This is a genomic window from Acinetobacter sp. ANC 4216, assembly GCF_004331195.1.
Classification (GTDB): Bacteria; Pseudomonadota; Gammaproteobacteria; order Pseudomonadales; family Moraxellaceae; genus Acinetobacter; species Acinetobacter kookii.
The window spans coordinates 63,003-86,602 of sequence record NZ_SJOC01000002.1; the positions used below are offsets into that span (position 1 = coordinate 63,003).

The 23,600-nt window shown below is 43.4% G+C and carries 18 protein-coding genes, 4 tRNA genes and 1 pseudogene; 10 read left to right on the plus strand and 13 right to left on the minus strand.

Annotated features, from left to right (window positions below):
• Nucleotides 1–2 precede the first annotated feature (2 nt).
• From hcaC to hcaE, 3 genes are read right to left on the minus strand one after another with little or no spacing between them, the layout of a single operon-like run.
• Entirely contained in the window at nucleotides 3–329 is a 327-nt protein-coding gene (gene hcaC / locus E0H88_RS01800) for a 3-phenylpropionate/cinnamic acid dioxygenase ferredoxin subunit (protein ID WP_076752998.1), read from the minus strand.
• Nucleotides 329–847, minus strand: coding sequence for a 3-phenylpropionate/cinnamic acid dioxygenase subunit beta (hcaF, locus tag E0H88_RS01805; protein ID WP_076752997.1), 519 nt, complete (start codon nucleotides 845–847; stop codon nucleotides 329–331). Before hcaF ends, hcaC begins: the two co-directional genes overlap by 1 nt.
• Nucleotides 844–2,211, minus strand: coding sequence for a 3-phenylpropionate/cinnamic acid dioxygenase subunit alpha (hcaE, locus tag E0H88_RS01810; protein WP_131272884.1), 1,368 nt, complete (start codon nucleotides 2,209–2,211; stop codon nucleotides 844–846). The genes hcaF and hcaE overlap by 4 nt, the downstream gene beginning before the upstream one ends.
• Nucleotides 2,212–2,493: 282 nt before the next feature.
• Between hcaE and hcaR the strand changes: the two genes are divergently transcribed.
• On the plus strand, nucleotides 2,494–3,393 hold the full coding sequence (gene hcaR, locus E0H88_RS01815; protein WP_131272885.1) for a DNA-binding transcriptional regulator HcaR: 900 nt from the start codon (nucleotides 2,494–2,496) through the stop codon (nucleotides 3,391–3,393).
• A gap of 287 nt (nucleotides 3,394–3,680) precedes the next feature.
• Nucleotides 3,681–4,352: a DUF1345 domain-containing protein gene (locus E0H88_RS01820; RefSeq protein WP_131272886.1), complete on the plus strand. Its 672-nt coding sequence runs from the start codon at nucleotides 3,681–3,683 to the stop codon at nucleotides 4,350–4,352.
• Between the two features lie 55 nt (nucleotides 4,353–4,407).
• Here the strand turns inward: E0H88_RS01820 and E0H88_RS01825 are convergent, their stop codons facing one another.
• From E0H88_RS01825 to E0H88_RS16305, 8 genes and pseudogenes are all read right to left on the minus strand, one after another.
• Nucleotides 4,408–5,265, minus strand: a complete 858-nt coding sequence (locus E0H88_RS01825; RefSeq protein ID WP_131272887.1) for an alpha/beta fold hydrolase — start codon at nucleotides 5,263–5,265, stop codon at nucleotides 4,408–4,410.
• Between the two features lie 295 nt (nucleotides 5,266–5,560).
• Nucleotides 5,561–6,850 (minus strand): OprD family outer membrane porin, encoded by a 1,290-nt coding sequence (locus E0H88_RS01830; RefSeq protein ID WP_131272888.1) that lies wholly within the window; start codon nucleotides 6,848–6,850, stop codon nucleotides 5,561–5,563.
• A 430-nt stretch (nucleotides 6,851–7,280) separates the two neighbouring features.
• Nucleotides 7,281–8,300, minus strand: a complete 1,020-nt coding sequence (dmpG, locus tag E0H88_RS01835; RefSeq protein ID WP_092819102.1) for a 4-hydroxy-2-oxovalerate aldolase — start codon at nucleotides 8,298–8,300, stop codon at nucleotides 7,281–7,283.
• Nucleotides 8,301–8,311: 11 nt separating this feature from the next.
• Nucleotides 8,312–9,208 (minus strand): acetaldehyde dehydrogenase (acetylating), encoded by an 897-nt coding sequence (locus E0H88_RS01840; RefSeq protein WP_131272889.1) that lies wholly within the window; start codon nucleotides 9,206–9,208, stop codon nucleotides 8,312–8,314.
• A gap of 38 nt (nucleotides 9,209–9,246) precedes the next feature.
• Nucleotides 9,247–10,044, minus strand: coding sequence for a 2-keto-4-pentenoate hydratase (locus E0H88_RS01845; RefSeq protein WP_131272890.1), 798 nt, complete (start codon nucleotides 10,042–10,044; stop codon nucleotides 9,247–9,249).
• 650 nt (nucleotides 10,045–10,694) lie between these two features.
• Complete coding sequence (locus E0H88_RS01850) at nucleotides 10,695–11,363, minus strand: HAD-IA family hydrolase (protein WP_131272892.1); 669 nt, start codon at nucleotides 11,361–11,363, stop codon at nucleotides 10,695–10,697.
• A gap of 277 nt (nucleotides 11,364–11,640) precedes the next feature.
• Nucleotides 11,641–12,579, minus strand: a complete 939-nt coding sequence (locus E0H88_RS01855) for an RluA family pseudouridine synthase (protein ID WP_131272894.1) — start codon at nucleotides 12,577–12,579, stop codon at nucleotides 11,641–11,643.
• A 54-nt stretch (nucleotides 12,580–12,633) separates the two neighbouring features.
• Nucleotides 12,634–12,942, minus strand: a pseudogene (locus E0H88_RS16305) (hypothetical protein).
• A gap of 398 nt (nucleotides 12,943–13,340) precedes the next feature.
• On the opposite strand from E0H88_RS16305, the gene E0H88_RS01860 reads away from it, so the two are divergent.
• From E0H88_RS01860 to E0H88_RS01885, 6 genes are all read left to right on the plus strand, one after another.
• Entirely contained in the window at nucleotides 13,341–16,688 is a 3,348-nt protein-coding gene (locus E0H88_RS01860; protein ID WP_131272896.1) for an Rne/Rng family ribonuclease, read from the plus strand.
• Nucleotides 16,689–16,883: 195 nt separating this feature from the next.
• Complete coding sequence (locus E0H88_RS01865; RefSeq protein ID WP_131272898.1) at nucleotides 16,884–18,725, plus strand: long-chain-acyl-CoA synthetase; 1,842 nt, start codon at nucleotides 16,884–16,886, stop codon at nucleotides 18,723–18,725.
• A 193-nt stretch (nucleotides 18,726–18,918) separates the two neighbouring features.
• Nucleotides 18,919–18,994: transfer RNA gene (locus E0H88_RS01870), tRNA-Lys, on the plus strand.
• A gap of 23 nt (nucleotides 18,995–19,017) precedes the next feature.
• A tRNA-Lys gene (locus tag E0H88_RS01875) sits at nucleotides 19,018–19,093 on the plus strand.
• Nucleotides 19,094–19,151: 58 nt separating this feature from the next.
• Nucleotides 19,152–19,227, plus strand: a tRNA-Lys gene (locus E0H88_RS01880).
• Nucleotides 19,228–19,462: 235 nt separating this feature from the next.
• Nucleotides 19,463–19,538: transfer RNA gene (locus tag E0H88_RS01885), tRNA-Lys, on the plus strand.
• A 106-nt stretch (nucleotides 19,539–19,644) separates the two neighbouring features.
• On the opposite strand, the gene E0H88_RS01890 is transcribed toward E0H88_RS01885, so the two are convergent.
• A complete protein-coding gene (locus E0H88_RS01890; RefSeq protein ID WP_131272899.1) occupies nucleotides 19,645–20,250 on the minus strand; it encodes a hypothetical protein in 606 nt (201 codons plus the stop codon).
• Nucleotides 20,251–20,563: 313 nt separating this feature from the next.
• Here E0H88_RS01890 and E0H88_RS01895 point away from each other — a divergent pair, with 313 nt between their 5' ends.
• Complete coding sequence (locus E0H88_RS01895; protein ID WP_092819110.1) at nucleotides 20,564–20,827, plus strand: PspC domain-containing protein; 264 nt, start codon at nucleotides 20,564–20,566, stop codon at nucleotides 20,825–20,827.
• A gap of 89 nt (nucleotides 20,828–20,916) precedes the next feature.
• Here E0H88_RS01895 and E0H88_RS01900 read toward each other — a convergent pair whose 3' ends face one another.
• On the minus strand, nucleotides 20,917–22,017 hold the full coding sequence (locus tag E0H88_RS01900; protein WP_131272901.1) for an HPP family protein: 1,101 nt from the start codon (nucleotides 22,015–22,017) through the stop codon (nucleotides 20,917–20,919).
• A gap of 177 nt (nucleotides 22,018–22,194) precedes the next feature.
• Between E0H88_RS01900 and E0H88_RS01905 the strand changes: the two genes are divergently transcribed.
• Nucleotides 22,195–23,550 carry an SIR2 family protein gene (locus E0H88_RS01905; protein ID WP_252151965.1) on the plus strand — a complete coding sequence of 452 codons (1,356 nt, stop codon included), beginning with the start codon at nucleotides 22,195–22,197 and terminating at the stop codon, nucleotides 23,548–23,550.
• Nucleotides 23,551–23,600: the final 50 nt, after the last annotated feature.

Below are 23,600 nucleotides of genomic sequence, written 5' to 3' on the forward strand. Positions count from 1 at the left end.
GATTACTCTCCTGCCATTTCTACAAATAACTGACCATCTTCAACAATCACCGGGAAAGTCTGGATTGGATCAGTTGCTGGTAAACATAATGCTTGACCAGTTTTCAAACAGAAACGCGCTGAATGAAGCGGGCACTCTACAGTACCGTCATCTTCAAGATAACCTTCTGACATAGAAGCGTTACCATGTGAACAACGGTCGTTCATTGCGAAGAACTCACCGCCATTGTTGAAGACTGCAAGCGCTTCGATACCGTTTACGCCGCAATCTACTTTCAACGCTTCGCCTTCGTCTAATTCGTCAACTTGGCAAACAAAAATCTTATTCATTAGAAGAACACACTCAGGTTATGTGAGTTATAAGTCACCTGATCAAGGGTAATCTTACGGTTGAAGATCTGGAAACCTTGAGCAGTATCGACTTTGCGGATCTTGTCGTGACGCTTGCCACAGTAGATGGTGACATCTTTCTCTTTCTGTGTACGGTACAACAAGTACGTTACGTAAACGTCGTATTCACCTTCAACTTCCGTTGCCTCAACGATGATGTTAGACACCATGTGAGTGGTACGTGAAGGAGGTTCTTCAGCCCATGCCATACCTGTCTCAAGACGGGCAACACGGCGTTCCAGCAGGTCTTTGGTATCGTTAAATACCCAAGTTGTTGGTGGCTCGATCGAACGACGACGGTCACGAGTTTGAGCGTTCGGTGTGGTACGCAAGGTATAAGAAATATCTTCTGCCAATACGTCTAACCAATCGCGGAATTTCCAGTCGTCAAGCAGCTTTGCTTCACGATAGAGGAACTGACTAATTTGATGTTGAAGTTCTAAACTGATCTGACTCATTTCATAAGCTCCTTCTCGTATTCGTCAGCTGCTTTTTCCACGTCTTCCCATTTTTCATGGATCAATAAATCTGCCCAACGGCGGTACATGCCACGTGCTGCAGTTTCAGAGAAAATGTAGTTGGTAATACCCGGGATACCATCTTCACGAACTTTCTCGTTGCCCTTACCCATTTCCATGATCAAGGCATTCTTACGTGCTTTATAACCACGTAATACTTTTTGGATTTCGATCCAGTTCTCAGAGTCATCTTGCTCCAGGAAACCGGCAGGACCGAAGGCACGCGTTGCAGAACGTTCAAATGCTTCTTTCACTTCCTGAGACGCTTCAGCATCGGCAATACAGAATGCCCAAACTTCAGTTTTGTTTGGACCACGTGGGTGCCATACGCGAAGTGTTGCAGTACCGTTCAACCAAGACAATGTTGGGAACATGGTGTTGTGACCCGCAAGACGTAAAGCACGAACTTCGCCTAAACGCTCTTTCACTTCTTCGTAAGTTTCGCGGAAGTAGTTGGCAACTTCACCGTCAACCCATACGTTTGCATCTGGTTTTTCTGTGAAGAAGAAGCCTGAACCGTGACCACGTGAACCGTACTGGATCGCGTCTTTCGCAGTTTCCCATACAGGACGGGCTGTTTGCGCAGCACCTAATTTTTTAGATGATTCGTCATCAGGTTTTGCACCCAATACTTGAATCGCAGAGGCGTGAGAGAACAATGCGTGATATTGGTCAGATGCGAACTGTTCAGCTGCAAATTTCCAGTTACATTCGATTTCCCACTTGTGTACACCACCGATGATTTCAGTACCACCCGGACGACGATCTAATACGCCATCGAGATACCAGGCGATGTCACCCATGTATTCTTCCAGATCTGGGGTGGTTTCATCCCAGCATCCGAAGACTAAGCCTTTGTAAGACTTCACACGGTTTACTTCAACCAGACCCCACTGCTCTTTGCATGCGCCATGCGGGAAAGCACGCTCTTCAAGCGGGATGTCTTTTAAAGAACCATCAATACCGTAAGACCAGCCGTGGTATGGGCAAGTGAACGCACGGGTATTACCACAGTCTGCGAAGCTCACGCGCATAGAACGGTGACGGCACTGGTTTAAGAATGCTTTGATTGAGCCGTCTTTTTGACGTGCCACAATAATTGGATCTTCACCCATGTAGGTATTGAAGAAGTCACCAGCCTTAGGAATTTGGCTTTCATGGCAAAGGAATAACCAGGTACGACCGAACACACGTTCAAGTTCTAATTCATATAGATCTGGGTCTGTATAGATTGACGGTGAGATACGTCCATTTTGTGCATCGACTAAAGCGTCGATTTCGCGCACATCAATTTTTCCACTCATGAAAAGCTCTCCTGTGACCAGTAACGGCACAAAGTAAATAGACTCAACTTTTCAGCGATAATGGATTTTTAGCCAGTTTTGGGGAAATATTTTTTTTGTTTTAATTAAGATATTTTATGAATTATTTAAAATTTAGCTTTATATATTTAAACACTAATAAAAAATGCAAGATCATTTATTTTCTAAATGGCAGAATAATCTTCACCTAATAGTTGTTTATAGATTATACTGCTACAAAAATATAGTAAGACATTTTTTGGATTACTCTTTTGGACGAGTTATATGGAATTACGACACCTACGCTATTTTATCACCGTTGCAGAAGAACTTAACTTCAGTAAGGCTGCACTAAAGCTTTATACTGCTCAGCCTTCTTTAAGCCAGCAAATTAAAGATCTGGAAGAAGATGTTGGGGTAAAACTGCTTTATCGCACCAAACGCAAGGTTGAACTGACTGAAGAAGGTGCCGTATTTCTCGAGCAAGCCCGCTTAACCCTGGCACAGGCAGATAAAGCCATTGCCATGGCACGCCAGGTTTCCCAAGCCAAACAGCAAATGCTGCGTATTGGCTTTGTTCCGGTGGCGGAAATGAAAATTTTCCCTTATGTGCTGCCGAACTTGCGCGTGCAAAACCCTGATTTAAAAATTGATTTGCTCAGCTTAAACAATAATGAACAAATGAAGTTGCTGAAAAAAGGTGAACTGGATATCACCTTTACCCGACACAACTTTAACAGTGATGAAATTGAAAGTTTATTCGTGCTACGCGAGCCGCTGATCTTTATTTTACCGAAAGACCACCCTTTGGCTAAGTATGAACGCATTCCCGTTAAAGAATTGAATGGTATAGATTTTATTATTCCTGCTGCCGAGCAGTCCTTAACCTTGCATAATGCCATTATGGATTTTGCCCATGCCAATGGGATTGAATTCAATATTGTGCAAAAAGCCGATAACATCCTGTTTAACATCAACTCTGTAGGGATAGGTTTGGGCTGCACCATTCTGCCGGGCTATGTTGCGCCACTGACCATGGAAAATACCGTGATTCGCCCCTTGGATGTGGAACTGCCTTACCTCGACCTGTATGTGAGTTACCATAAAAACAGCAGCTCTGTTGCAGTGAAGAAATTTATTGAATTACTGACCCATGTGTTTTATCTAAACATTAACCGTAATTAAAAAAACTTTTACACTTTTGCACTGAATTAAAGCCACCATTATTTATTAGCAAAATAATGGTGGCTATTTTTATTACAATTTGTGTATTTTTGGACCGGACTAGACTTAAGTCTTACGCTTTTTTCTTATCGGCAATGCTGAATTGATAGGGAATAACGTACAACTTGTTTCCTTCATTCCTCATAAATGACATTTCATCATCGCAAATTACAACTTAAGTCTAATAAATTCTCCACAACTTTTTTAAAATGTTAAAAAACAACAATAACAATAAAGGGTTGATCATTATGCATCCTCTACGCCGTATAAAAACCGGGATTCAGCACCATCTTTATTTCTTTCTGACCTTTCCCTTTATTGCTGTGCTGTATGCTGCTTTTCAGGTGATGACTTCATGGAGCTGGTCCACCTGCCTGTTAATGAGCTGGAATATTGTCATTTATGCTTATTTATTTTTCACCCTGAAAAAACTCTGGCACATTGACCATGCGCATATCCTGCAACGTGCCAAGGAACAGGATGCCAGTAAATGGCTGATTCTTTTTCTGGTGCTGCTGACCTTAATCATCTGCTTCATCGCGCTGATTATTGAAGTGAATAATTTGCCGAGCAACACGCTCATTCAAACCGCTCATATCGTTTTATCCATGGTGACCATTACCTCCGCCTGGTTCCTGATGCATACCATTTTTGCGATTCATTATGCGCATGACTTTTATCTGGCACTCGACAGGAATAATGAAGGCGGGCTAGATTTTCCCAAAACCCCTAAGCCCACTTATCCCGACTTTTTATATTTTAGTTACATCGTCGGGACTTCCGCACAAACGGCGGATGTTTCCATTACCCACTCCGCAATGCGGGTTCTAAACACCCTGCACCTGCTACTGGCCTATGGATTTAATACCACCATTCTGGCCATCACCATCAATGTCGCAGCGAACTTTATCAGTCCTTGAGCAGCAACAAAAAAGGATGACCGAAGTCACCCTTTTGATTTGCTAGACAGCGAAATTAAACGCCACGAGCGGTTAAATAGTTTTTAATGACAGTATTGAACTCATCCGCTTTTTCCACTTGAGACCAGTGGCCACATTGGCTGAAAATGTGTGCATCAGCATTCGGTACGATATTCAGGATATCCCAGGTACGAGATACAGGAATCACCACATCTTGAGTACCATGAATCAACAATACAGGCACAGTGATGTCTTTCATTTTTTCGAAGTCTAACGGGAATTCGAAACGGTCACGGTCACGTGCGCCCACGACGTCCATCAAACGGTTCGATGCATAGTCATTTGCAGCAGAAGCAAAACGTACTTTTACCAGCTCGTCTGTGATCAGGTCTTTGTTTACCACGAACATCGACAATGTTTTCTTGATGCCTTCTTCAGTCAATACCGGGTTGGCATGTGCTTTCAGCGCAGCAGTCTGTTTTGCACCGCCTGTACCCATAGATACGATACCAAGTACACGTTCAGGGTAGTCTAAAGCCAACTGGAATGCCAACCAGCCACCGAGCGAGTTACCGACCAACCAGGTTTTTTCAATGCCCAGTGCATCTAAAGTACGCACCGCATGGTCTACCCAGGCACGGATACCGTAAGCTGTACCTGGCGCTACTACAGTTTGACCATAACCAATAGTGTCGATAGCGATACAACGCGCCTGTTCACCAATTGATGGCAGGTTTAGCCACCAGTTTGCCGCAGCAGATACACCGGTACCTGAACCGTGCAAGAACAGGATAGGCGTACCTTCACCCACTTCGTGATAGTGAGTCAACTCACCTTCTGCAGTTTCAATCCATTTGTCTTCTAAGCCAAAGAATGGATCTGTTGTATATTCAGGGATTTGAACAGTGCTCATACATACTCCTCGTACAGTCTTTAGCTTGCGTTTCCATCTTGATTCAGAATTTAACGTCAAGTTGACTCGGTGAAATTTACTTTTTTACCGCCTTATATTACCTGTTCAAAGCGGTCAAACTGATACAAATTTACGATCAAATACTATAAAAAAACGATAATTTAACTATTTGTTTTTAAAAACTTTATTAAAGAACAAACCCTTATTTTTATTAAGGCATTTAATAAAAAATAGCTTTCTACACAGCATAAAAAAAGCGACTGATTTAAAGCCGCTTTTTTATGACACCACTTAATTAGAACTTATAAGTATAAGTTGTTGCTACACGGTGTTCTTGAAGGTCGTTACCGAAGTTATAGTTGGTATCGATAAACATGTAGTTGAAGCCTAAGCCTTTTAACTTACCTTCAGGTACAACATAGTTTACGATCACGTTATTTTCGTTTTCTTTGCCTTCCTTCTTACCTGCACCTAGATCAATATTGTCACCACGGAAGTGACGTACTGTCGCAGTTAGACCAGGGACACCTGCTTCAGCAAAATTATAGGTATAACCTAAACTCCATGAACGCTCATCTTTACGAATGAAACTTGCAACAGACCAGTTATCTAGGAATGGTTGTGCTACCCAACCGCCCAATGTAGGGAACAGTGCGACATCACCAAAGTCGCCAAACATTTGTTGATAACCCAACTGAACAGTGTGCATACCGTGATTTACTTTAGCACCTGCAGAAACGGCTTGGCTGTCAATCTTGCCATATAGTTTATCGCCAGATTCACTATTGTCAAAATAGCGAACGTGGGTATCTAGTTTGGTTTTTTCAGCCAAAGTCGTTTTGTAGTTCGCAGCAACATAATGCTGTTGATAGATGTTGGTGACATCTGCATACCAGTAGCTACCACCCAATTTTGGTGTAAATTGATGATCTACGCCAACAATGTACATGCCATCATCAGTAGACTTATTCGCCGCTTTTGCTTTAGCAAAATCATTTTGTGGGAACAAGGTCAAATCTTGATATTGATTGTCATAACGTGCATTGATGCCATCAATATAAGCCAAGGTCAGCTTCGTATCTTTAAGCTCTTTAGATTCCAACCAAGCACCGCTATAAGTGGTTAATAATTGGCGCGATGGATCAAAGAACACCACAGGTGACATTGGCTGTAAGTCACCTACTTTTAATTCAGTTTCAGAAACTTTAACTTTCAAAGTTGCACCTAACTTAGCATTATCACGTTCAGTTTTCTTCTCATTTTCATTGTATGGCATATGAATGTCATTCACATTACCACGTGATTTTAGACCAATCGCATATTGTGCTAATAAATCAGCACCCACTTGAATGCCTGCACCAATATCGTGATAACCCGATTTAGCATCTAAAGTGACTGCTTGAGTCCAGTTGCCATAACCTGGGTTATAAACTCCAGCTGTATCTTGGTTATATTCACGGTCTAAATAAAAGTTTTTAAATTTTAATTGGACATTACTGTCGTCAACAAAATCTGCATTCGATGCAGTTGTTCCTAAAGTTGCTGTCGCAGCAAGCATTGCTATCCATAAGTTTTGACGACGCATGGCTGAATTCCTTAGTAATCAAATTAAGCTATGGCGCCATCATGCTCAACAATCACAAGAAACGAAATCCGACCAGAGTATTAAGATTTATTGCCTTTATGGCTATTTCCGCTGGTTTTTATTTTAAAGATTAAGCCCACGTTAAGAACTTTAAACAATAAGTCATTTTATCTTCCTTTCATTTCATTATTGTTAAACCTTTGTTTCAGGGTTTATTTTCAAATAATTCAGGCTTTTTGACCGCAAAAAAAAACTGATTAATCGCTTTTAAGTTTAACCCAGTCGAAAAATCACTTAAGCAATTGATTATATTAATATATTACAACTATTTCATGATATTTTTTATCTATAAAGCCAAGTGTCAAATCAAGGTCCAGCCATAAAAAAAGCGCCCTTCCGGACGCTCTTTTTCGCTTTGACTTAAAATAAATTAAGCATTGGCTTCTTTGGCTTTAGACATGGTCAATGCCAAGTCTTCAATCATGTCTTCCTGACCGCCGACTGTACCACGACGACCAAGTTCCATCAGGATTTCACGTGCAGACACGCCATATTTCGCTTCAGCACGTTTAGCAAATAACAGGAATGATGAGTAAACACCTGCATAACCTAAAGTTGCTGCATCACGGTCGGCACGAATCTGATGGGTCATCATTGGAATGATGAGATCTTCCGCAACGTCTTGCACCTTAAACAGGTCTACACCGGTTTCCATCTGCATACGGTTGGCAACTGCAACAAACAGTTCAAGCGGTGTATTACCCGCACCCGCGCCCAGACCGGCAGAGGCCAAATCGACACGTTTTGCACCCGCTTCAACCGCTGCAACCGAGTTTGCTACGCCCATGCCCAGGTTATGGTGACCATGGAAACCGATTTCGATGTCTGAACCCAGGTTGGCACGTAAAATACCCACGCGATCCGTTACATCTTTAGGCAACATATAGCCTGCAGAGTCAGTCACATAGATACAGTTTGCACCGTAAGACACCATTTTTTGTGCTTCTTCAAGCAGTTTTTCTGGAGAAGCCATGTGCGCCATCATCAAGAAGCCCACAGTGTCCATACCGAGTTTACGCGCAGCAGTAATGTGCTGTTCAGAAACGTCAGCTTCAGTTGAATGCGTTGCAACACGAATGGTTGCAACACCAACATCATGCGCCATTTTCAAATGGTCAACGGTACCAATACCTGGCAGTAAAAGTGCAGACACTTTAGCCTGTTTCAGGTTTGGAATCACCGCCTTCAAATATTCTTCATCAGTTGCCGCAGCAAAACCGTAGTTCACAGAGTTACCGCCTAAGCCGTCACCGTGAGTCACTTCAATTAAAGGTACACCTGCATCATCCAGAGCCGTTGCAATCGCAACCATTTGCTCAGGTGTAGTTTGATGGCGCATTGGGTGCATGCCATCACGTAAAGTCATATCATTAATAATAATCTTAGACATGAAGATGCTCCTTATGCTTCAACTGCGCTTAAAACACGTTCTGCAAACATTTCTGCGGTACGCGCAGCTGCTGCAGTCATAATGTCGAGGTTACCGGCATATTTAGGCAGGTAATCACCCAGGCCTTCAACTTCCAGGAAGATGGATACACGGTTGCCATCAAATACAGGACCGTTCACCAGTTTGTAACCTGGTACATATTTTTGAACTTCCTTGATCATCGCATGCACAGATTCTGTGATTGCAGCCTGATCTGGCTCACCTTCAACCAGGCAGTGAACCGTATCACGCATCATCAGTGGTGGCTCAGCCGGGTTAATGATGATGATCGCTTTACCTGCTTTAGCACCACCGACTTTTTCAATCGCACCGGCTGTGGTACGGGTGAATTCGTCAATGTTTTTACGTGTGCCCGGACCTACAGATTTAGTCGATACAGTCGCGATGATTTCACCATATTCAACCGGTTGAACACGCGAAATTGCGGCAACCATTGGAATAGTCGCCTGACCACCACAAGTCACCATGTTTACGTTTGGTACTTCGCCTGCATCTAACAAAGCTTCCAGGTTTACTGGTGGTACACAGAATGGACCGATCGCAGCAGGCGTCAAGTCAATCATCAACACGCCAAGTTCATTCAACTTACGGCTGTTTTCAGCGTGAACGTAGGCAGACGTTGCATCAAATGCAATTTTGATGTCATCTTCTAGAACGTGAGGAAGTAAACCGTCTACACCTTCACTTGTGGTTTTCAAACCCATTTTCGCAGCACGTGCCAAACCTTCAGAAGTTGGGTCAATACCCACCATCCATACTGGCTCTAAAAATTCGCTGCGTTGTAATTTATACAGCAAGTCAGTACCAATATTACCTGGACCGATCAATGCACATTTAATCTTTTTCATGAACAATTTCTCTTAAAAAACGCTCTTAAAATCTGGACTTATTCAGCAGCGAATGCAGCAGTTACTGAACCAAAACCTTCAATTTCAACCACGAATTCATCACCCGGGTTGGCAACAACCATAGGACCTAATGCACCCGTCAGGATGATGTCGCCTGCAAGTAAAGGACGGCCACGGCGTACCATTTCATCTGCCAGCCAAACCGCTGCGTTTAACGGGTTAGCCAGACATGCTTTACCCACACCTTGAGACACGATTTCTTCGCCGCGTTTCATGATCATTTTGCAGTTAACGAGGTCTAAATTTTCCAGTTTCACAGGACGTGAACCAAGAACATAAGCCGCAGAAGATGCGTTATCTGCCACAGTATCAATTAAACTGATTTTCCAGTTTTCGATACGGCTATCCACAACTTCTACAGCTGGCAGTGCATATTCAGTTGCACTGATAATGTCTGCATAAGTGTGTTTTTCTTGGGTTAAATCTTTGTTGATGATTAACGCGATTTCTGCTTCAACTTTAGGTTGAATCAACAGGCCGGCTGGAATCGCTTCGCCATCGCCATAAGCCATGTCAGCAAACAACATACCGAAGTCCGGCTGGTCTACACCCAGCTGTGCTTGCACAACTTTAGAGGTTAAACCGATTTTACGACCGGTTAAACGGCGGCCTTCAGCCTCTGCACGTTTGGTATTTACTTCCTGAACTGCGTATGCGATATCCACATCAGCACTTTCACCGCCAAGTTGCGGGCGAATCGGTGCAATCGCAGTTTTTGATAATTCAGCGTCACGTAATGCTTGCGCAACTGATTCAACAACAGCAGAATTCGACATCAATGTTTCCTTAAACTGCAAAAATTGGACTTATACCGTTATCGATGGAAATGCGATGAACAACGAGAAAAAAAATCTGTGAACTGATCAAAGCCATCAGCAAATGGGTGCTGCCCATCTTGGCAAACGCGTATATGTATAAACGGTTTTAGAATCGGAAAATTGCGCTTTTTATGCCAATACTTATTTTATTTATGACAATAGCTAATTCCTATAAATTGACTTGGTTTTATTTTAAAAAAACAGTCATATGAACTAAATATAAAAACCGCTTTCTCATCCAAGCTTCGGCTCAGATTGCCAGATTTCTAAAAGAGCCATCCATCTACGACTAAAAGACTAGATACTTTGCCCATTTTTAATACAGCTCATTTATTCGAGCGGGCAGATATAAATAAAATTTATTAAAGATTAATATTTTAAATTCTAGTGATTGATCAGCATCAGCTTTAGTTTATTTACTGCCAAAAACTTTTTTACACTGCCTTTTTCTATTCCCTCACGACCCATTTGAATATCAAGATAAACCTGTCCACCTGGCAACGGAACATCATGAGCCTTCATTTTTTAAGGGACTATTCGCATTAGATGAAATGAAATAAGAATAAAAAGGAGAATCTAAATCCTCCTTTTAACCGATTACACTGAGCTCAAACCGCCTGTTTTAAATTCACCTGGTTTAATAAAAGCTGATGCAAATCTGCGACATCCTCTGCAATGGCCAGCGGATGATAGCGGGCAAGGACTTCAGGCGTATGCACGCCATAACTTACTCCTATACGCGGCATGGCAATATTTTGTGCCATTTCCAGATCATAGGAAGTATCACCAACCATAATCGCATGTTCAGCCTGGACACCCGTTTGGGTCAAAATTTCTTCCAGCATTAAAGGATGGGGTTTAGATCGGGTTTCACTGGCCGCACGTGTCGCGGCAAACAGCTCCATGCTTTGTGTCTGCTTCAAGACACGATCCAGACCTTTACGGCTTTTGCCTGTAGCGACTGCCAGTTTTACATCCGCTTGAGCCAATGCTTCCAGCATGTCGGCAACACCAGCAAACCATTGATCACCCGTTGAGTTGGCAACGTAGTGCTCTGAATAAGACTGTAAAATATCGGCATGCAATTCAGGCACTGCCGGAAATAAACGCTGTGCGACTTCCGGTAAACCTAACCCGATAATACTTTTGGCATCTTCATCGGTTAAGGGTTGCTGGAATTGTTGTGCTGCGAACTGCAAACTCGCCACGATTTGACCGACCGAATCAAATAAAGTGCCATCCCAATCGAAAATGACCAGTTTTACAGGTGTGTTCATAAATGCTTTCCTAGTATTTGATTCAGTATTTAATTGTTCACCTTTCCCTAGCCCTCTCCTACAAGGAGAGGGAAACCCTTTTGCTTAGTCATTCATTTTTTACTAAATCAAAATACTGACTACACGAAGTCTGAGTTAATGACAGAATATTTTACGTGATGTCCCCTCTCCTTTTTAAAGGAGAGGGTTAGGGAGAGGTCATCCCTCTTAGCTTCTTTTTTCTAAAGAACTGAAATTCTGTAGTGGTTTAATAAAGGAGGGTTAAGATGGATTTTTATCAATCCTTCTTCTGTGCTCTAAGTTGCGCCACCAGACTCTGCATATCTTCCGGCAATGGCGCTTCAATCACAGGATAGCCCGGAATTTCCAGACGCATGGCATGCAGGCACAGACGACGTGGATTTGGACCTTTGTATTCCGTTTGATGACCGTATTTATCATCACCAATTAAAGGATGACCAATACTTAAGCCATGCACACGAATCTGATGGGTACGGCCAGACAGCGGTGAAGCATACACCAATGTGCCATGCATGAAACGCTCAGCCACATTCCATTGGGTTTTACTGTCCTTGCCTTCTTTAGACACACGAACCCGGCGTTCGCCATTGGCCAGTTCATAACGGTGCAAAGGTGCATCAATCAGCTGTTGATCCAGGCTCACCTGCCCTTTAACAATCGCGGCATAGGTTTTTTTGATTTTGTGTTCACGCAGCATATCCTGCAGTGTTTTTAAAGTGCTGCGCTTTTTACTGATCATCACCAGACCAGAGGTGTCGCGGTCAATACGGTGAATCAGTTCCAGATATTTTTTGCCGGTAGCCGCACGCAGACCTTCAATCAGCCCATAAGCCACACCGCTACCGCCATGCACCGCAATTCCTGAGGGCTTGTTCACCACCATCAGCCCTTCATCTTCATACACCACACGGCTGAGCAGGCTTTGAGCCACCTTGTCCGAGACCGGTGCCGCCGTTTCATCTTTCGCTTCAAAACGAATCGGTGCAACGCGAATCTGGTCGCCAATATTCAGTTTGGTTTCTGCCTTGATGCGCTTTTTATTGACCCGCACCTGTCCTTCACGGATTAAACGATAAATCCGACTTTTAGGCACACCTTTCAGTCTGGAAAATAAAAAATTGTCGATGCGTTGACCCAATTGATGTTCGTCCACTTCAAACCAGGTGACACTTTGCCATTCTTGCGTAGAATTCATACAGTTACAATGACCCAAAAAATACTAAAATTGATTAAAAACTGATCACTTAGGCTATGCTTTACACAAGAAAGATAAGCTTAGCCCATAGGCAGATGATGCAAGGTTTGATATAGTCAGCGCACGGATACCGCCGTTAGTGTGAAAAAATTTAATTACTTCAATCTTTTTTTGAAGCTCAATATTAAATTTCACCATTCACATTAAATACGGAAAGGTCCCTAAAGAATATGCCGACGCCGAAGGCTTATTATATCGGCAAAAAAGCAAACTGTTGCGTTTAATTGTACTTCGTACATAAATCAGTTTGCCCTAAAAAATATGTCGCCAACCTAGTTGGTTTTTAAACGTAAACTGATACACATCAGATTAGTCGCACCCTGAAGTCGCATTCAGGCTACAACGTTGATGCATTGGATCTGCACATAAAGCACCGATACGATGATAATTCCGTATCAAGATGCCCGATCATGAATTAATGAAGGGACGATCTTCAAGCTACGTGACAGTGAAAGTTACTCACATCCAATGCACCGTTAGTCCGCCAGTGAATCGTTCAGGTGACTTTAATCGTTTATAAGATTGAAGCCGTATTGCCATCTTCAATACGTGAATCAAAAACCGAAGCCCAAAAAAAGGCCGGTAAAAAAGCTCAGACCACAATTGCGTCATTTTGAGATCTGGGTGTTGATCCGTAATGTATGATGTTCGCTACGTGTATAGCGATGTCCTGCTGTGTATCACTATTAGGTGTTACACCCATGAAACGTATGTTGATTAATGCAACACATGCCGAAGAGATTCGCGTTGCACTTGTCACTGGTCAGCGTCTTTACGATTTCGATCTAGAAAATCGTACCCGTGAACAAAAAAAATCCAATATCTATAAAGGTCACGTGACTCGCGTTGAACCTTCTTTAGAAGCTGTTTTTGTAGAGTATGGGGCAGGCCGTCAAGGCTTCCTCTCTATGCGTGAAATCGCAAACTCGTATTACAAGGCAGATCCTCGCCAAACTTCAAATATCCGCGAATTGATCACTGAAGGTACCGAACTTTTAGTACAGGTGGAAAAAGAAGAACGTGGCAATAAAGGTGCTGCCCTGTCTACCTTCATTTCGCTTGCCGGCCGTTATTTGGTGCTTATGCCAAACAACCCGAAAGGTGGCGGTATCAGCCGTCAGATTTCCGGTTCAGTGCGTGAAGAACTGAAAGAAATGTTGGCTTCATTGAATATTCCGCGTGGCATGAGCGTGATTGTGCGTACCGCAGGTATTGGCCGCTCGCAAGAAGAACTGCAGCTTGACTTACAGCACTTGATGGATCTTTGGGCGCAAATCCAAAACACGGCAAGTTCAGGTCCATCACCAATGCTGGTCCATCAAGAAGCCGGTGTAGTGACTCGCGCAATTCGTGACTATTTACGTGATGATGTTGCAGAAATCCTGATTGACTCGGAACAAGCCTATAACGAAGCCTATAACTTCGTGAAAGCAGTCATGCCACGTCAAATCGACAAGTTAAAAACCTATACTTTAAATGAGCCTTTATTTGCTCACTTCGGTATTGAAAGCCAGATTCAAACGGCTTATGAGCGTGAAGTAAAACTTCCTTCTGGCGGTTCAATCGTGATTGACCAGACTGAAGCTTTAGTCTCAATCGACATTAACTCGGCTAAATCGACCCGTGGTCATGACGTTGAAGACACTGCTTTAAACACCAACCTGGAAGCAGCCGAAGAAATTGCACGTCAACTGCGTTTACGCGATATCGGTGGTCTGGTAGTGATCGATTTCATCGACATGACCAAAGACCGCAACCAGCGCATGGTGGAAGCGAAACTGCGTGAAGCCACCCAAAGCGACCGTGCCCGTATCCAGTTCGGTCAATTGTCCCGTTTTGGCTTGATGGAAATGAGCCGTCAACGCTTGCGTCCATCGCTGGAAGAAGCAACAGGTTACGTTTGCCCACGCTGTCATGGTACCGGTATGGTACGTGACTTGCGCTCTTTATCACTTTCAATCATGCGTAAAGTGGAAGAAATTGCACTGCGTGAACGTCACGGTGAAGTTCAGGTTGAAGTTCCGGTTGAAATTGCAGCATTCTTATTGAATGAAAAGCGTCACAGCCTGGTTTACTTAGAACAAACGTCAAATGTCCGTGTAACCGTATTGCCTCACCCGCACCTGGAAACACCACATTACGAAATTTCGTATAACCCTGAAGGTTTTGCCCCAACCAGCTATGAACGTACCGAAGCCACCCGTTCAAGTGAAAAAGAGTTAGGTTATGAAGCGTCTGAATGGCATTTAGGTGAAGAGCAACCAGCCCAGCAAGCTGCTCCACAAGCTTCAAGCCAGCCAGAGCGCAACAACAAGAAAAAACAGCAGCAACATGCTGTTCAACCACAAACTCAAGCCGCTGCCCCTGCTGCACCGTCGACCAGTCCATGTGCCTGGTTAGAAAACCTGTTTGTACAAAAACAGGCCGCAACTGTAGATCAGGCGCGTACTGCAAACAACGCTGCTGCGGCTATTGAACAAATGGTCAATGCTGGCGCCGTAAGCCGTGGTCAATTCGGTCAGGTGGTAACAGCTGCTGCACCTGCACCTGCTGCGACAACAAGCAGTAATGCTTACTTAACGCCAAATGCTCCTGCAAGCAACAAGCAGGAACCTCGTGAAGTTGCAGATAAATATTCTGACAAAGAAGAAAAATCGCAGCGTCACAATAAAAAGCGTAACAAGCCTAAAGAGCAACGCGAACAAGTTCAGCATGACAATCAGCAAAATCAGGTGCATGAAGAAATTGTTCAGGTTCCCCGTCATGAGCAACGCCAAGAACAGCGCCAGGATTCACGTGAAAACAAGCGCCCTTCTCGTCGTCAACAGGCTGATCAGCAAACCGAACAAAATGCTGTGCCACGCCGTGACCGTCGCAACCAGCAACGTCCGGAACGCCCAAATCGCCACCGCGATCAAAGCGTATTGAACGAACAGGCAGCGCAATCAGCTGCACCGGCTGCACCGGCTGCAATTGTGAATGAACAGCAACCTAAAGTCGAAGTGATTGATACACCTCGTCAGGAAGTTCTTGCAACTGCATTGGTGGTTAATGTCGATCAGGCGAAAAGTGAAATTGTTGCGTTAGATTCAGCACCTGCTGTGATTGAAGCATCTATTCCTCCAGCAGCTCCGGTAGCAGCTGAAGCGCAAGCGCCAGTCATCGAGAAGCCAGTGGTCGCGAAGGAAGAAAAACCTGCTGCAACTGAAACTCATGAGCCACACAAGCCACGTTCTGCAGACAAGCGTGCCAGCAACGACCCTCGTATGCGTCGTCGCCAAAAACGTGAAGCTCAGGCAAAACAGGCTCAGGCACCGAAGTTAAGCCCTTCTCAGGTTCCAACTTTGGGTCAATACACCGTGATCAGTCTCATTCGCCATGTTTATGGTGAAGATTGTTCCGTGCTGATTGAACAGTTCGGTTTAATTCCAACATTCAACCGTGCCTTGGTTAAATTTACCGAGCAGTATGCTGCAACGCTTTCTGTTCAGGCAACCGAAGCTGAAATACCAGCACAACCGGTAACACGTGATGTAGCAGTCACCAAAGCCGCCCCTGAAGCAGAACCTGCACCCGTGCTTGACTTGACGCCGCCAAAACCGGTGTCGGACAAACGCGTGGCAAATGATCCACGTGAACGTCGCCGTTTGGCAAAACAGGCTGCAGAACAGGCTTTAGAGCAAGCAAAGCAGGCGCATAACCAACCTGAAACTGCTCCGGCCGAAACTGTTGCTGTAACAGAAGCAGAAACGCCGACAGCCGAAGTGGCCGAAGCCGAAGTAACTCAAGCAGTCGTTGAACCAGTAGCAACTGAAGCAGTGGCTGAACCTGTTGCAGAAACGGTAGCAGCGCCAGTGGAAACTGAACAGGCCGCAGAACCGGTACAAGCTGAATTGGCGGTAGAAGCTGTTCAGCAGGATGTACAAACTCCGGCCGAGGCTACAGCAGAAGCTGAAAAAACCGAAGGTGAAGAAACGGATAAACCTGTCCGTCCTCGTCGTCCTCGCGGCCGTCCACCAAAGAAAGCAACCTCTGCAAATGAGTCATAATTTGTTCTAAAATTAGCTCTCGTGCAATGAAATAAAAAAACCTAGTCATTCCGGTGACTGGGTTTTTTTTGATACTTTTGTCAGATTAGGTTGATTGCACTAGACTGAAACGATTAAAAGACAAGTGTACAAATCATAGCAAGCATATTGCGAACAAATAGACTGTATTGGATTACGAAAAATAATAGGATTCATATGAACCACACTACACCGAGCGATCTTATCGGTATTGCGGATGTTGCAGCCAAAATACCTAAATTTATCAGCAAAGTCCCTCATTTATTGAGTGGTCTCAAACAGGCCTATTTGCGTACATCCAATACTCCAGCAGGCCTGGGAATTGCCTTTGAAAAAGCGGTAAGACACAATCCGCACGGCACGGCTTTATTATTTGAAGATCAGAAATTCAGTTACGAAGCACTGAATGAATGGGCCAACCAGATTGGACACTTTTATTTATCGCTCGGTGCGCAAAAAGGCGACGTGATTGCGGTGATGGTAGAAAACCGTCCGGAGCTGATTGCTACCGTTATTGCCCTGGCAAAAATTGGCGTTACCTCTGCTTTGGTCAATACCTCACAAAGCGGCAAGGCCCTGACCCACAGCATAAACCTAGTCAAGCCAATTGCCGTAATTGCCGGTGAAGAATGCCGTGCAGCTGTAGAAGAGGTTCGCCAAGATCTGGAACTGGCAGCAGACCGTTTTCACTGGTTCGCCGATCAGGCCACGCAACTGGATGCCGGCACAGCACCGCAAGGCTGGACCAATCTTGCAGAAAAAGCGGATCAATTTCCGAAATTCAATACCCCGACCACACACACCGTTCAAGGTAAAGATGGTCTATTTTACATCTACACATCAGGCACGACCGGCCTGCCTAAAGCGGTCATTTTCACCCATAGCCGCTGGACTTTGGCTTATGGCACCTATGGTCACGTGCTGGATTTAAAACCTGATGATGTCATGTACTGCACCCTGCCGCTGTATCACGCCACCGGCATTGTGGTGTGCTGGTGTGGCGTGATTGCAAGCAGTGCAACTTTTGCATTGCGCCGCAAATACTCGACCTCTGCTTTCTGGAAAGATGTCAAAAAATTTGATGCTTCGGCCATTGGTTATGTCGGTGAACTCTGCCGCTATTTAATGGATGCCCCCCCGTCTGAACTGGAAAAAGGTCACCGGGTCACTAAAATGATCGGTAACGGCATGCGCCCGAATATCTGGGACAAATTCAAGGAACGCTTCGGGATTGAAGAAGTACTTGAGCTGTATGCATCCAGTGAAGGCAATGTGGGTTTTAGTAACGTGTTTAACTTTGACAACACGGTCGGCTTCTCACCAACCCCTTATGCGATTATTGAATTTGATAAGGAAAGCAATCAGCCGGTGAGAGATGCCAAAGGCTGGTGTAAAAAAGTCAAAAAAGGTGAAGTCGGCTTACTGGTGGGCAAAATTACCCGCCGTTCACCTTTTGACGGCTATACCGATCCGGAAAAAAATAAGTCCGTGATTATGAAAGATGTGTTTAAACATGGAGATGCATTCTTTAATACCGGTGATCTGGTACGCGATATCGGTTTCCGTCATGCCCAGTTTGTAGACCGTCTGGGCGACACTTTCCGCTGGAAAGGAGAAAATGTGTCTACCACTGAAGTTGAAAATGTGCTCAGTGAATATGAAAAAATTGCTGAAGCCGTAGTTTACGGGGTGGAAATCCCCCATACCAATGGACGTGCCGGCATGGCAGCCATTACCTTGAATGAGGGTGCAGAATTAACCACCCAAGACTTGAAGCAGATGGCAAGCGAGTTTAAAAAATGTTTGCCAGCTTATGCAGTTCCGGTATTTTTGCGTGTTCAGGCACAAGTCGAAACCACAGGCACATTTAAATATCAAAAGAACAAACTGAAAGAGCAGGCTTTTGATCCCGACAAGACCGATGAGCGTTTGCTGGTACTCCTGCCAAATGCAACAGAATATTGTGATTTAACTGCGGAAATATTCAACAATATTCAAGCCTATCAATACCGTTTTTAATTGCAGAGCCGTTGTTTTTTTACGAGATTAAGCAAATTTGTTGTATTTATAATCAAACATCAACAAGTTTGCTAATTTTTACTTGCGCTCGTTTGATAACTTGCTACAATACGCTCCATCAAAACAAAGTGGTGTTTAGAAAGCTTTTATTTTCTTGCACTGCACATTCAGACAAGCGCTGAATGTTGGTTCAGGGTCGTTAGCTCAGCTGGTAGAGCAGCGGACTTTTAATCCGTTGGTCCCGCGTTCGAATCGCGGACGACCCACCACTTATTTTGATTGATCTAGAGATGGGTCGTTAGCTCAGCTGGTAGAGCAGCGGACTTTTAATCCGTTGGTCCCGCGTTCGAATCGCGGACGACCCACCATCTTTTTGAAGGCTTCTGACACGAAGCTTTTTTAGCTTTTAAAGCACTCTTTCTGAATGGGTCGTTAGCTCAGCTGGTAGAGCAGCGGACTTTTAATCCGTTGGTCCCGCGTTCGAATCGCGGACGACCCACCATTCTTTCTTAGGGCTTCTTTCTGTACTACACTTTCCGTACTACAATAGAAACGAAACCTGCAATATTCCGACCAAGACAAACCACACCGTTTCGGTTGATTCGCCATTCTCGAAATTTTGCTACACCGATGCTGCAAAACACAATGCTTGAATGCATTTTTAAAAAATCTTCGATTTTTTCTTGCACTCGGGTGAACCCTTAAAGCGATGCTTTAGGTTCACTAATCCTTACTCAGGGTTGTTAGCTCAGTTGGTAGAGCAGTAGACTCTTAATCTATTGGTCGAGGGTTCGAGTCCCTCACAACCCACCAAATTTCTTTATTATTCATCTTATTTCTACACGTCAATATAAAAAAAATACTGCACCTTTAAAACATTTTTTATCCGTCTGGCTCAATCAAGCCAGTATCCCCTGCTTTAACTGGCTTTCTCCTTAAGCAAACGGTAAGCCTGTTGTGGAAAAGGATTGCCTTCGGCAAAATATTGCTCGTTTAAGGCGGATGCATGTGCAATCTTGTCCAGATCCATGACCAGATTTTGATCTTTATCAATATTATAAAAAAATTCTACGCCATTTGAGCGATACAAAATCACCTGATGATTTTGCACATCATAAGACCAGCGATCTTGACGGTGATAGGGGTTTGAAGCGAAGCTGATTTGCCCCGAATGGATCAGGTTGCGATGGGCAATCCCATCCTCCAGCAAATTAATCACATAATCTGCTGTACCCTCTTTACATCTGACAAAAGGATCTTCACAGCTGATCGTAGCTTGATAACGGCCAATATAGGGCTGGGCACTTTTTGGCATGGTATTTTTAAGCCCTGGCTCGGTTTCCCCTACCGGAACAGTCGCCCGCCCCGCAACATCGGTCAGGCTTTTAGCCTGCTCACCACTCTGAGCTGACGTTTCTTTTCTGATTTGTTGTGCGACAGAATCTTCCAGAGGTTTATTGCAGCCCATTAAAGCTGCACACATCACCACCAAGAAACAGCCGTAATAATCCGTTTTTTGAACCACCTTTTCCCTCCAGGGCGTTAAACGTTCTTTGGCTGTCCCTAGCCATATTTGCCACTACAAAAAATAAGCTACAACGAAATGATCTTTAATTTACACTCATACATTAAAGCTTATTTTATTGATTTTTATTGATATAAATCAACTTATTTAACCGAAGAACATTTTAAATCACGACATCGCAATACGCACTTACATTTACATAACTTAACTATTTTTTATGGTGTGGCCCTTTAAAAAGAATCATTCATCTCCATTTTTTATTTATAAGCGAGTTGTTTTAACTGCTTTGCTATTTTCTATTAAGGAGACCTAGATGGCCAATGTTGGTTTATATCGCTCTAAGCGTCAAAACATGATTGCAGGTGTAATGGGTGGTATTGCTGAACGTTTTGGTTGGAATGTGACTTTACTGCGCATTATTTTTATTCTTGTTTCTGTCATGAGCGCAGCATTCCCGGGAATCCTGGTGTATTTAATCTTATGGCTTGTGATCCCCAAACAGCCCAATACCATGTTTGGTCAGACACCGGCATATAACAACCCGATCCGTACGGTAAATCCGGATCAAAATCGCTAACAACCCGTTGAACTCCATGAGTTGAGTTCGTTTTATGCTACGACTTTTACCCCAATCAGTCGTAGCTTTTTTTTGCTTTGTTTTTTGCTTTATGCCGCCACATTCAGCTGCTGGTTCAATGCCGCAATCATATCGGCACGGCTAATAATGCCCACCATTTTCTGCTTTTCCACCACAGGAATATAGTTAAACGAGCGCTCGACAAAATAAGGCACCAAATCCTGAATCGGTTGCTCCGGCTTTACGGTGATGACCTGCCGAACCATAATGTCCTTGACCTGACGCTGCCATGTGGTTCTTAAATCGGTTGCACGTTTAAACCATTCCACCACTTCGTATAAAGCCAGCGTGCCGACCAGTTGCTGCTGGGCATTAATCACCGGCAGGCTCATTAAATTCATGTGCTTGAATTTATCCAGGGCAGAATGGATATCCTCATTTTCATTCAAGCTAATCACGTCTTTGGTCATGATGTCCTGACACTTAAACTGGCTTATGCCGCGGGCATTGGCTTTCTCCTGGGCTGCCAGAATGATTTTTTGCAAGTCATATTCACTAATATCCAGCAGCTCGGTCTGCTGATCCAGCGTTGCCTGAATATCCTGCGGTTGAATGGTGACTTTTTGCGTTGGTGTCGGGTCTTTAGAACGCTGGTTGATCTGGGCCATTTGCGGATATTGTTTTCCAAGCAGGCGGTTAAACACAATTGCAATCACCAACAACAGCATGGAGTTTAATAACACCGGATAAAAAATAAAATGATATCCCAGCTCATGGACTGCCTCTCCCCCCAAAACGGCAGTAATGGCTACCGCCCCACTTGGCGGATGCAATGAATCGGTAGTCATCATCAAGATAATAGACATCCCCACCGCCACGCTAAAAGCTTCGGTCAGGTTAGGAATATACATGGCACAGGTCACCCCAATGATCCCGGCAATGATATTTCCCACCACCATATTCCATGGCTGTGCCAAGGGACTGGCAGGCACGGCAAACAGCAACACCGAAGATGCCCCCATCGGTGCGATATACCATGCATTGATATCCCCCAGCATCCACCAGCTTATGAAAGATGAAAGTGTCAGTCCAAGTAATGCACCCAGACCGCACAGCAGGCGCTCTTTCAGGGGAAGAACCTTGAAATTGGGTTTTAGAGTATTCAGCCATTCAAGTCGGGAATGAAACACGGCACGCCTTTTATTGTTTTGGGGAAGAAGCTGCAAATTATAGAAGGTTGAAGATTAAAGGTGTATTTATTTTATATCTTATATTTATCAATAAATCTGTGATCTCTTAAATATAAATTTGAAAAACATAACCTTAGCCATAATATAAAGATAAATTTATGACTTTATAAAAAATCAATGACACAAAATCGCGAAGAATTACTTAAACACCTAGCTGCTTCACTAAAAGATGCAAAAGAGCAAGGTGGTGCAATTTTATTAGTTGGTGCTGGAATTTCTGTTTCAGCAGGCATCCCACCTGCACAGCAACTCATGAAAATCGCGATTGAGAACTTTCCTGATTATTTTACTGAAGAAGAACAATGTCTTGCTCAAGAAGACATTAACCAACTGCAATACAATGACATTATGACAAAGTTATCGAACGTTAAGCGGAAAGAACTTTTTAAATGGTTTATTGAAGGAAATAAAACTAAGGGTATTAAAAAAGCAAAACTTAATTTTGCTCATATTGCAATTGCTGAGCTTTTAAAACAAGGTTATTTCAGTCGTATTCTCACTGTCAATTTCGATCCTCTTTTAATTCATGCCTGCTATATGGTCGGCATGTACCCTTTCCCTGCAATTTATGATTTGGGTGCAATGGGTCAAGTTAATGCAGAACTTTTACACGACCCGAGTATTGTTTATTTAAATGGTCAGCATGTAGGTTTTGTACAACGTAATACAACGGATCAGCTTGAAGCACATAAGGAAACTTTAACCCAAATTGTTCGCTCCACAGGTTGCTCGAAAACTTGGGTTGTTGCAGGCTATAGTGGTGAAAATGATCCTTTGATGGATGCTCTAAATGAATTACGCCCTTATAACAACTGGCTTTATTGGCTTGAATATAATGAGCAGGTGCTACAAAAAAGTAGCCATCAATTCTTAGAAAGTGATGAAGAGTGCAAAGTTATTTATAAAGCGGATGCCGATAATATTTTTATGCAAATTGCAGATCTTTTGAACTGTAATTTAGACTTTATAGAAAGTCCAAATGTTGAATTAGCCCTATACGAACGAGAAATTAATTTCCAGACCGCTGGGACTAAACAAAATTATTTTACAAAAAAAATTAAGCATTACAGGCAACTTTTATCACAACCAGAACTTATAAAGCTTTTAGAAGAAGTTGAGGATTTTAATACTTCTCTTATTTTACAAGGAATAACACAAAAAATAATTCATCTTTGCCAATCTTCTGATGAAGAGCAAATGCTTGAACTTGTAAAAATCGGTGATATTTTCAAAAAGCAAATAAATTTAGATGATAATCAATTTCAAAACTTTCAAAAAATTCCAATGCTTTTTGCAAACATTTTTATTCTAGCATATGAAAAAAATATCACTATTGATCCAAAACCATTAACCGATAATGGCTTATTAGAATTTGCTTGGATGTTTTGCGAAGTGGCAGAAAATATACAACCCAATTGCGCTATAGAAATTAGAAACCGTATTAACGATTTAAAAAAGTGCATCAATATTTAAACCTTTGCCACTCCCCTACAAAATCCTTATACTTAGAGCCAATTTTTCTC

What these genes read in the sequence shown, in the direction of transcription:
- hcaC (WP_076752998.1), bottom strand. Translation starts at nt 329, where the DNA reads ATGAATAAGATTTTTGTTTGCCAAGTTGACGAATTAGACGAAGGCGAA.
- hcaF (WP_076752997.1), bottom strand. Translation starts at nt 847, where the DNA reads ATGAGTCAGATCAGTTTAGAACTTCAACATCAAATTAGTCAGTTCCTC.
- hcaE (WP_131272884.1), bottom strand. Translation starts at nt 2,211, where the DNA reads ATGAGTGGAAAAATTGATGTGCGCGAAATCGACGCTTTAGTCGATGCA.
- hcaR (WP_131272885.1), top strand. Translation starts at nt 2,494, where the DNA reads ATGGAATTACGACACCTACGCTATTTTATCACCGTTGCAGAAGAACTT.
- E0H88_RS01820 (WP_131272886.1), top strand. Translation starts at nt 3,681, where the DNA reads ATGCATCCTCTACGCCGTATAAAAACCGGGATTCAGCACCATCTTTAT.
- E0H88_RS01825 (WP_131272887.1), bottom strand. Translation starts at nt 5,265, where the DNA reads ATGAGCACTGTTCAAATCCCTGAATATACAACAGATCCATTCTTTGGC.
- E0H88_RS01830 (WP_131272888.1), bottom strand. Translation starts at nt 6,850, where the DNA reads ATGCGTCGTCAAAACTTATGGATAGCAATGCTTGCTGCGACAGCAACT.
- dmpG (WP_092819102.1), bottom strand. Translation starts at nt 8,300, where the DNA reads ATGTCTAAGATTATTATTAATGATATGACTTTACGTGATGGCATGCAC.
- E0H88_RS01840 (WP_131272889.1), bottom strand. Translation starts at nt 9,208, where the DNA reads ATGAAAAAGATTAAATGTGCATTGATCGGTCCAGGTAATATTGGTACT.
- E0H88_RS01845 (WP_131272890.1), bottom strand. Translation starts at nt 10,044, where the DNA reads ATGTCGAATTCTGCTGTTGTTGAATCAGTTGCGCAAGCATTACGTGAC.
- E0H88_RS01850 (WP_131272892.1), bottom strand. Translation starts at nt 11,363, where the DNA reads ATGAACACACCTGTAAAACTGGTCATTTTCGATTGGGATGGCACTTTA.
- E0H88_RS01855 (WP_131272894.1), bottom strand. Translation starts at nt 12,579, where the DNA reads ATGAATTCTACGCAAGAATGGCAAAGTGTCACCTGGTTTGAAGTGGAC.
- E0H88_RS01860 (WP_131272896.1), top strand. Translation starts at nt 13,341, where the DNA reads ATGAAACGTATGTTGATTAATGCAACACATGCCGAAGAGATTCGCGTT.
- E0H88_RS01865 (WP_131272898.1), top strand. Translation starts at nt 16,884, where the DNA reads ATGAACCACACTACACCGAGCGATCTTATCGGTATTGCGGATGTTGCA.
- E0H88_RS01895 (WP_092819110.1), top strand. Translation starts at nt 20,564, where the DNA reads ATGGCCAATGTTGGTTTATATCGCTCTAAGCGTCAAAACATGATTGCA.
- E0H88_RS01905 (WP_252151965.1), top strand. Translation starts at nt 22,195, where the DNA reads ATGACACAAAATCGCGAAGAATTACTTAAACACCTAGCTGCTTCACTA.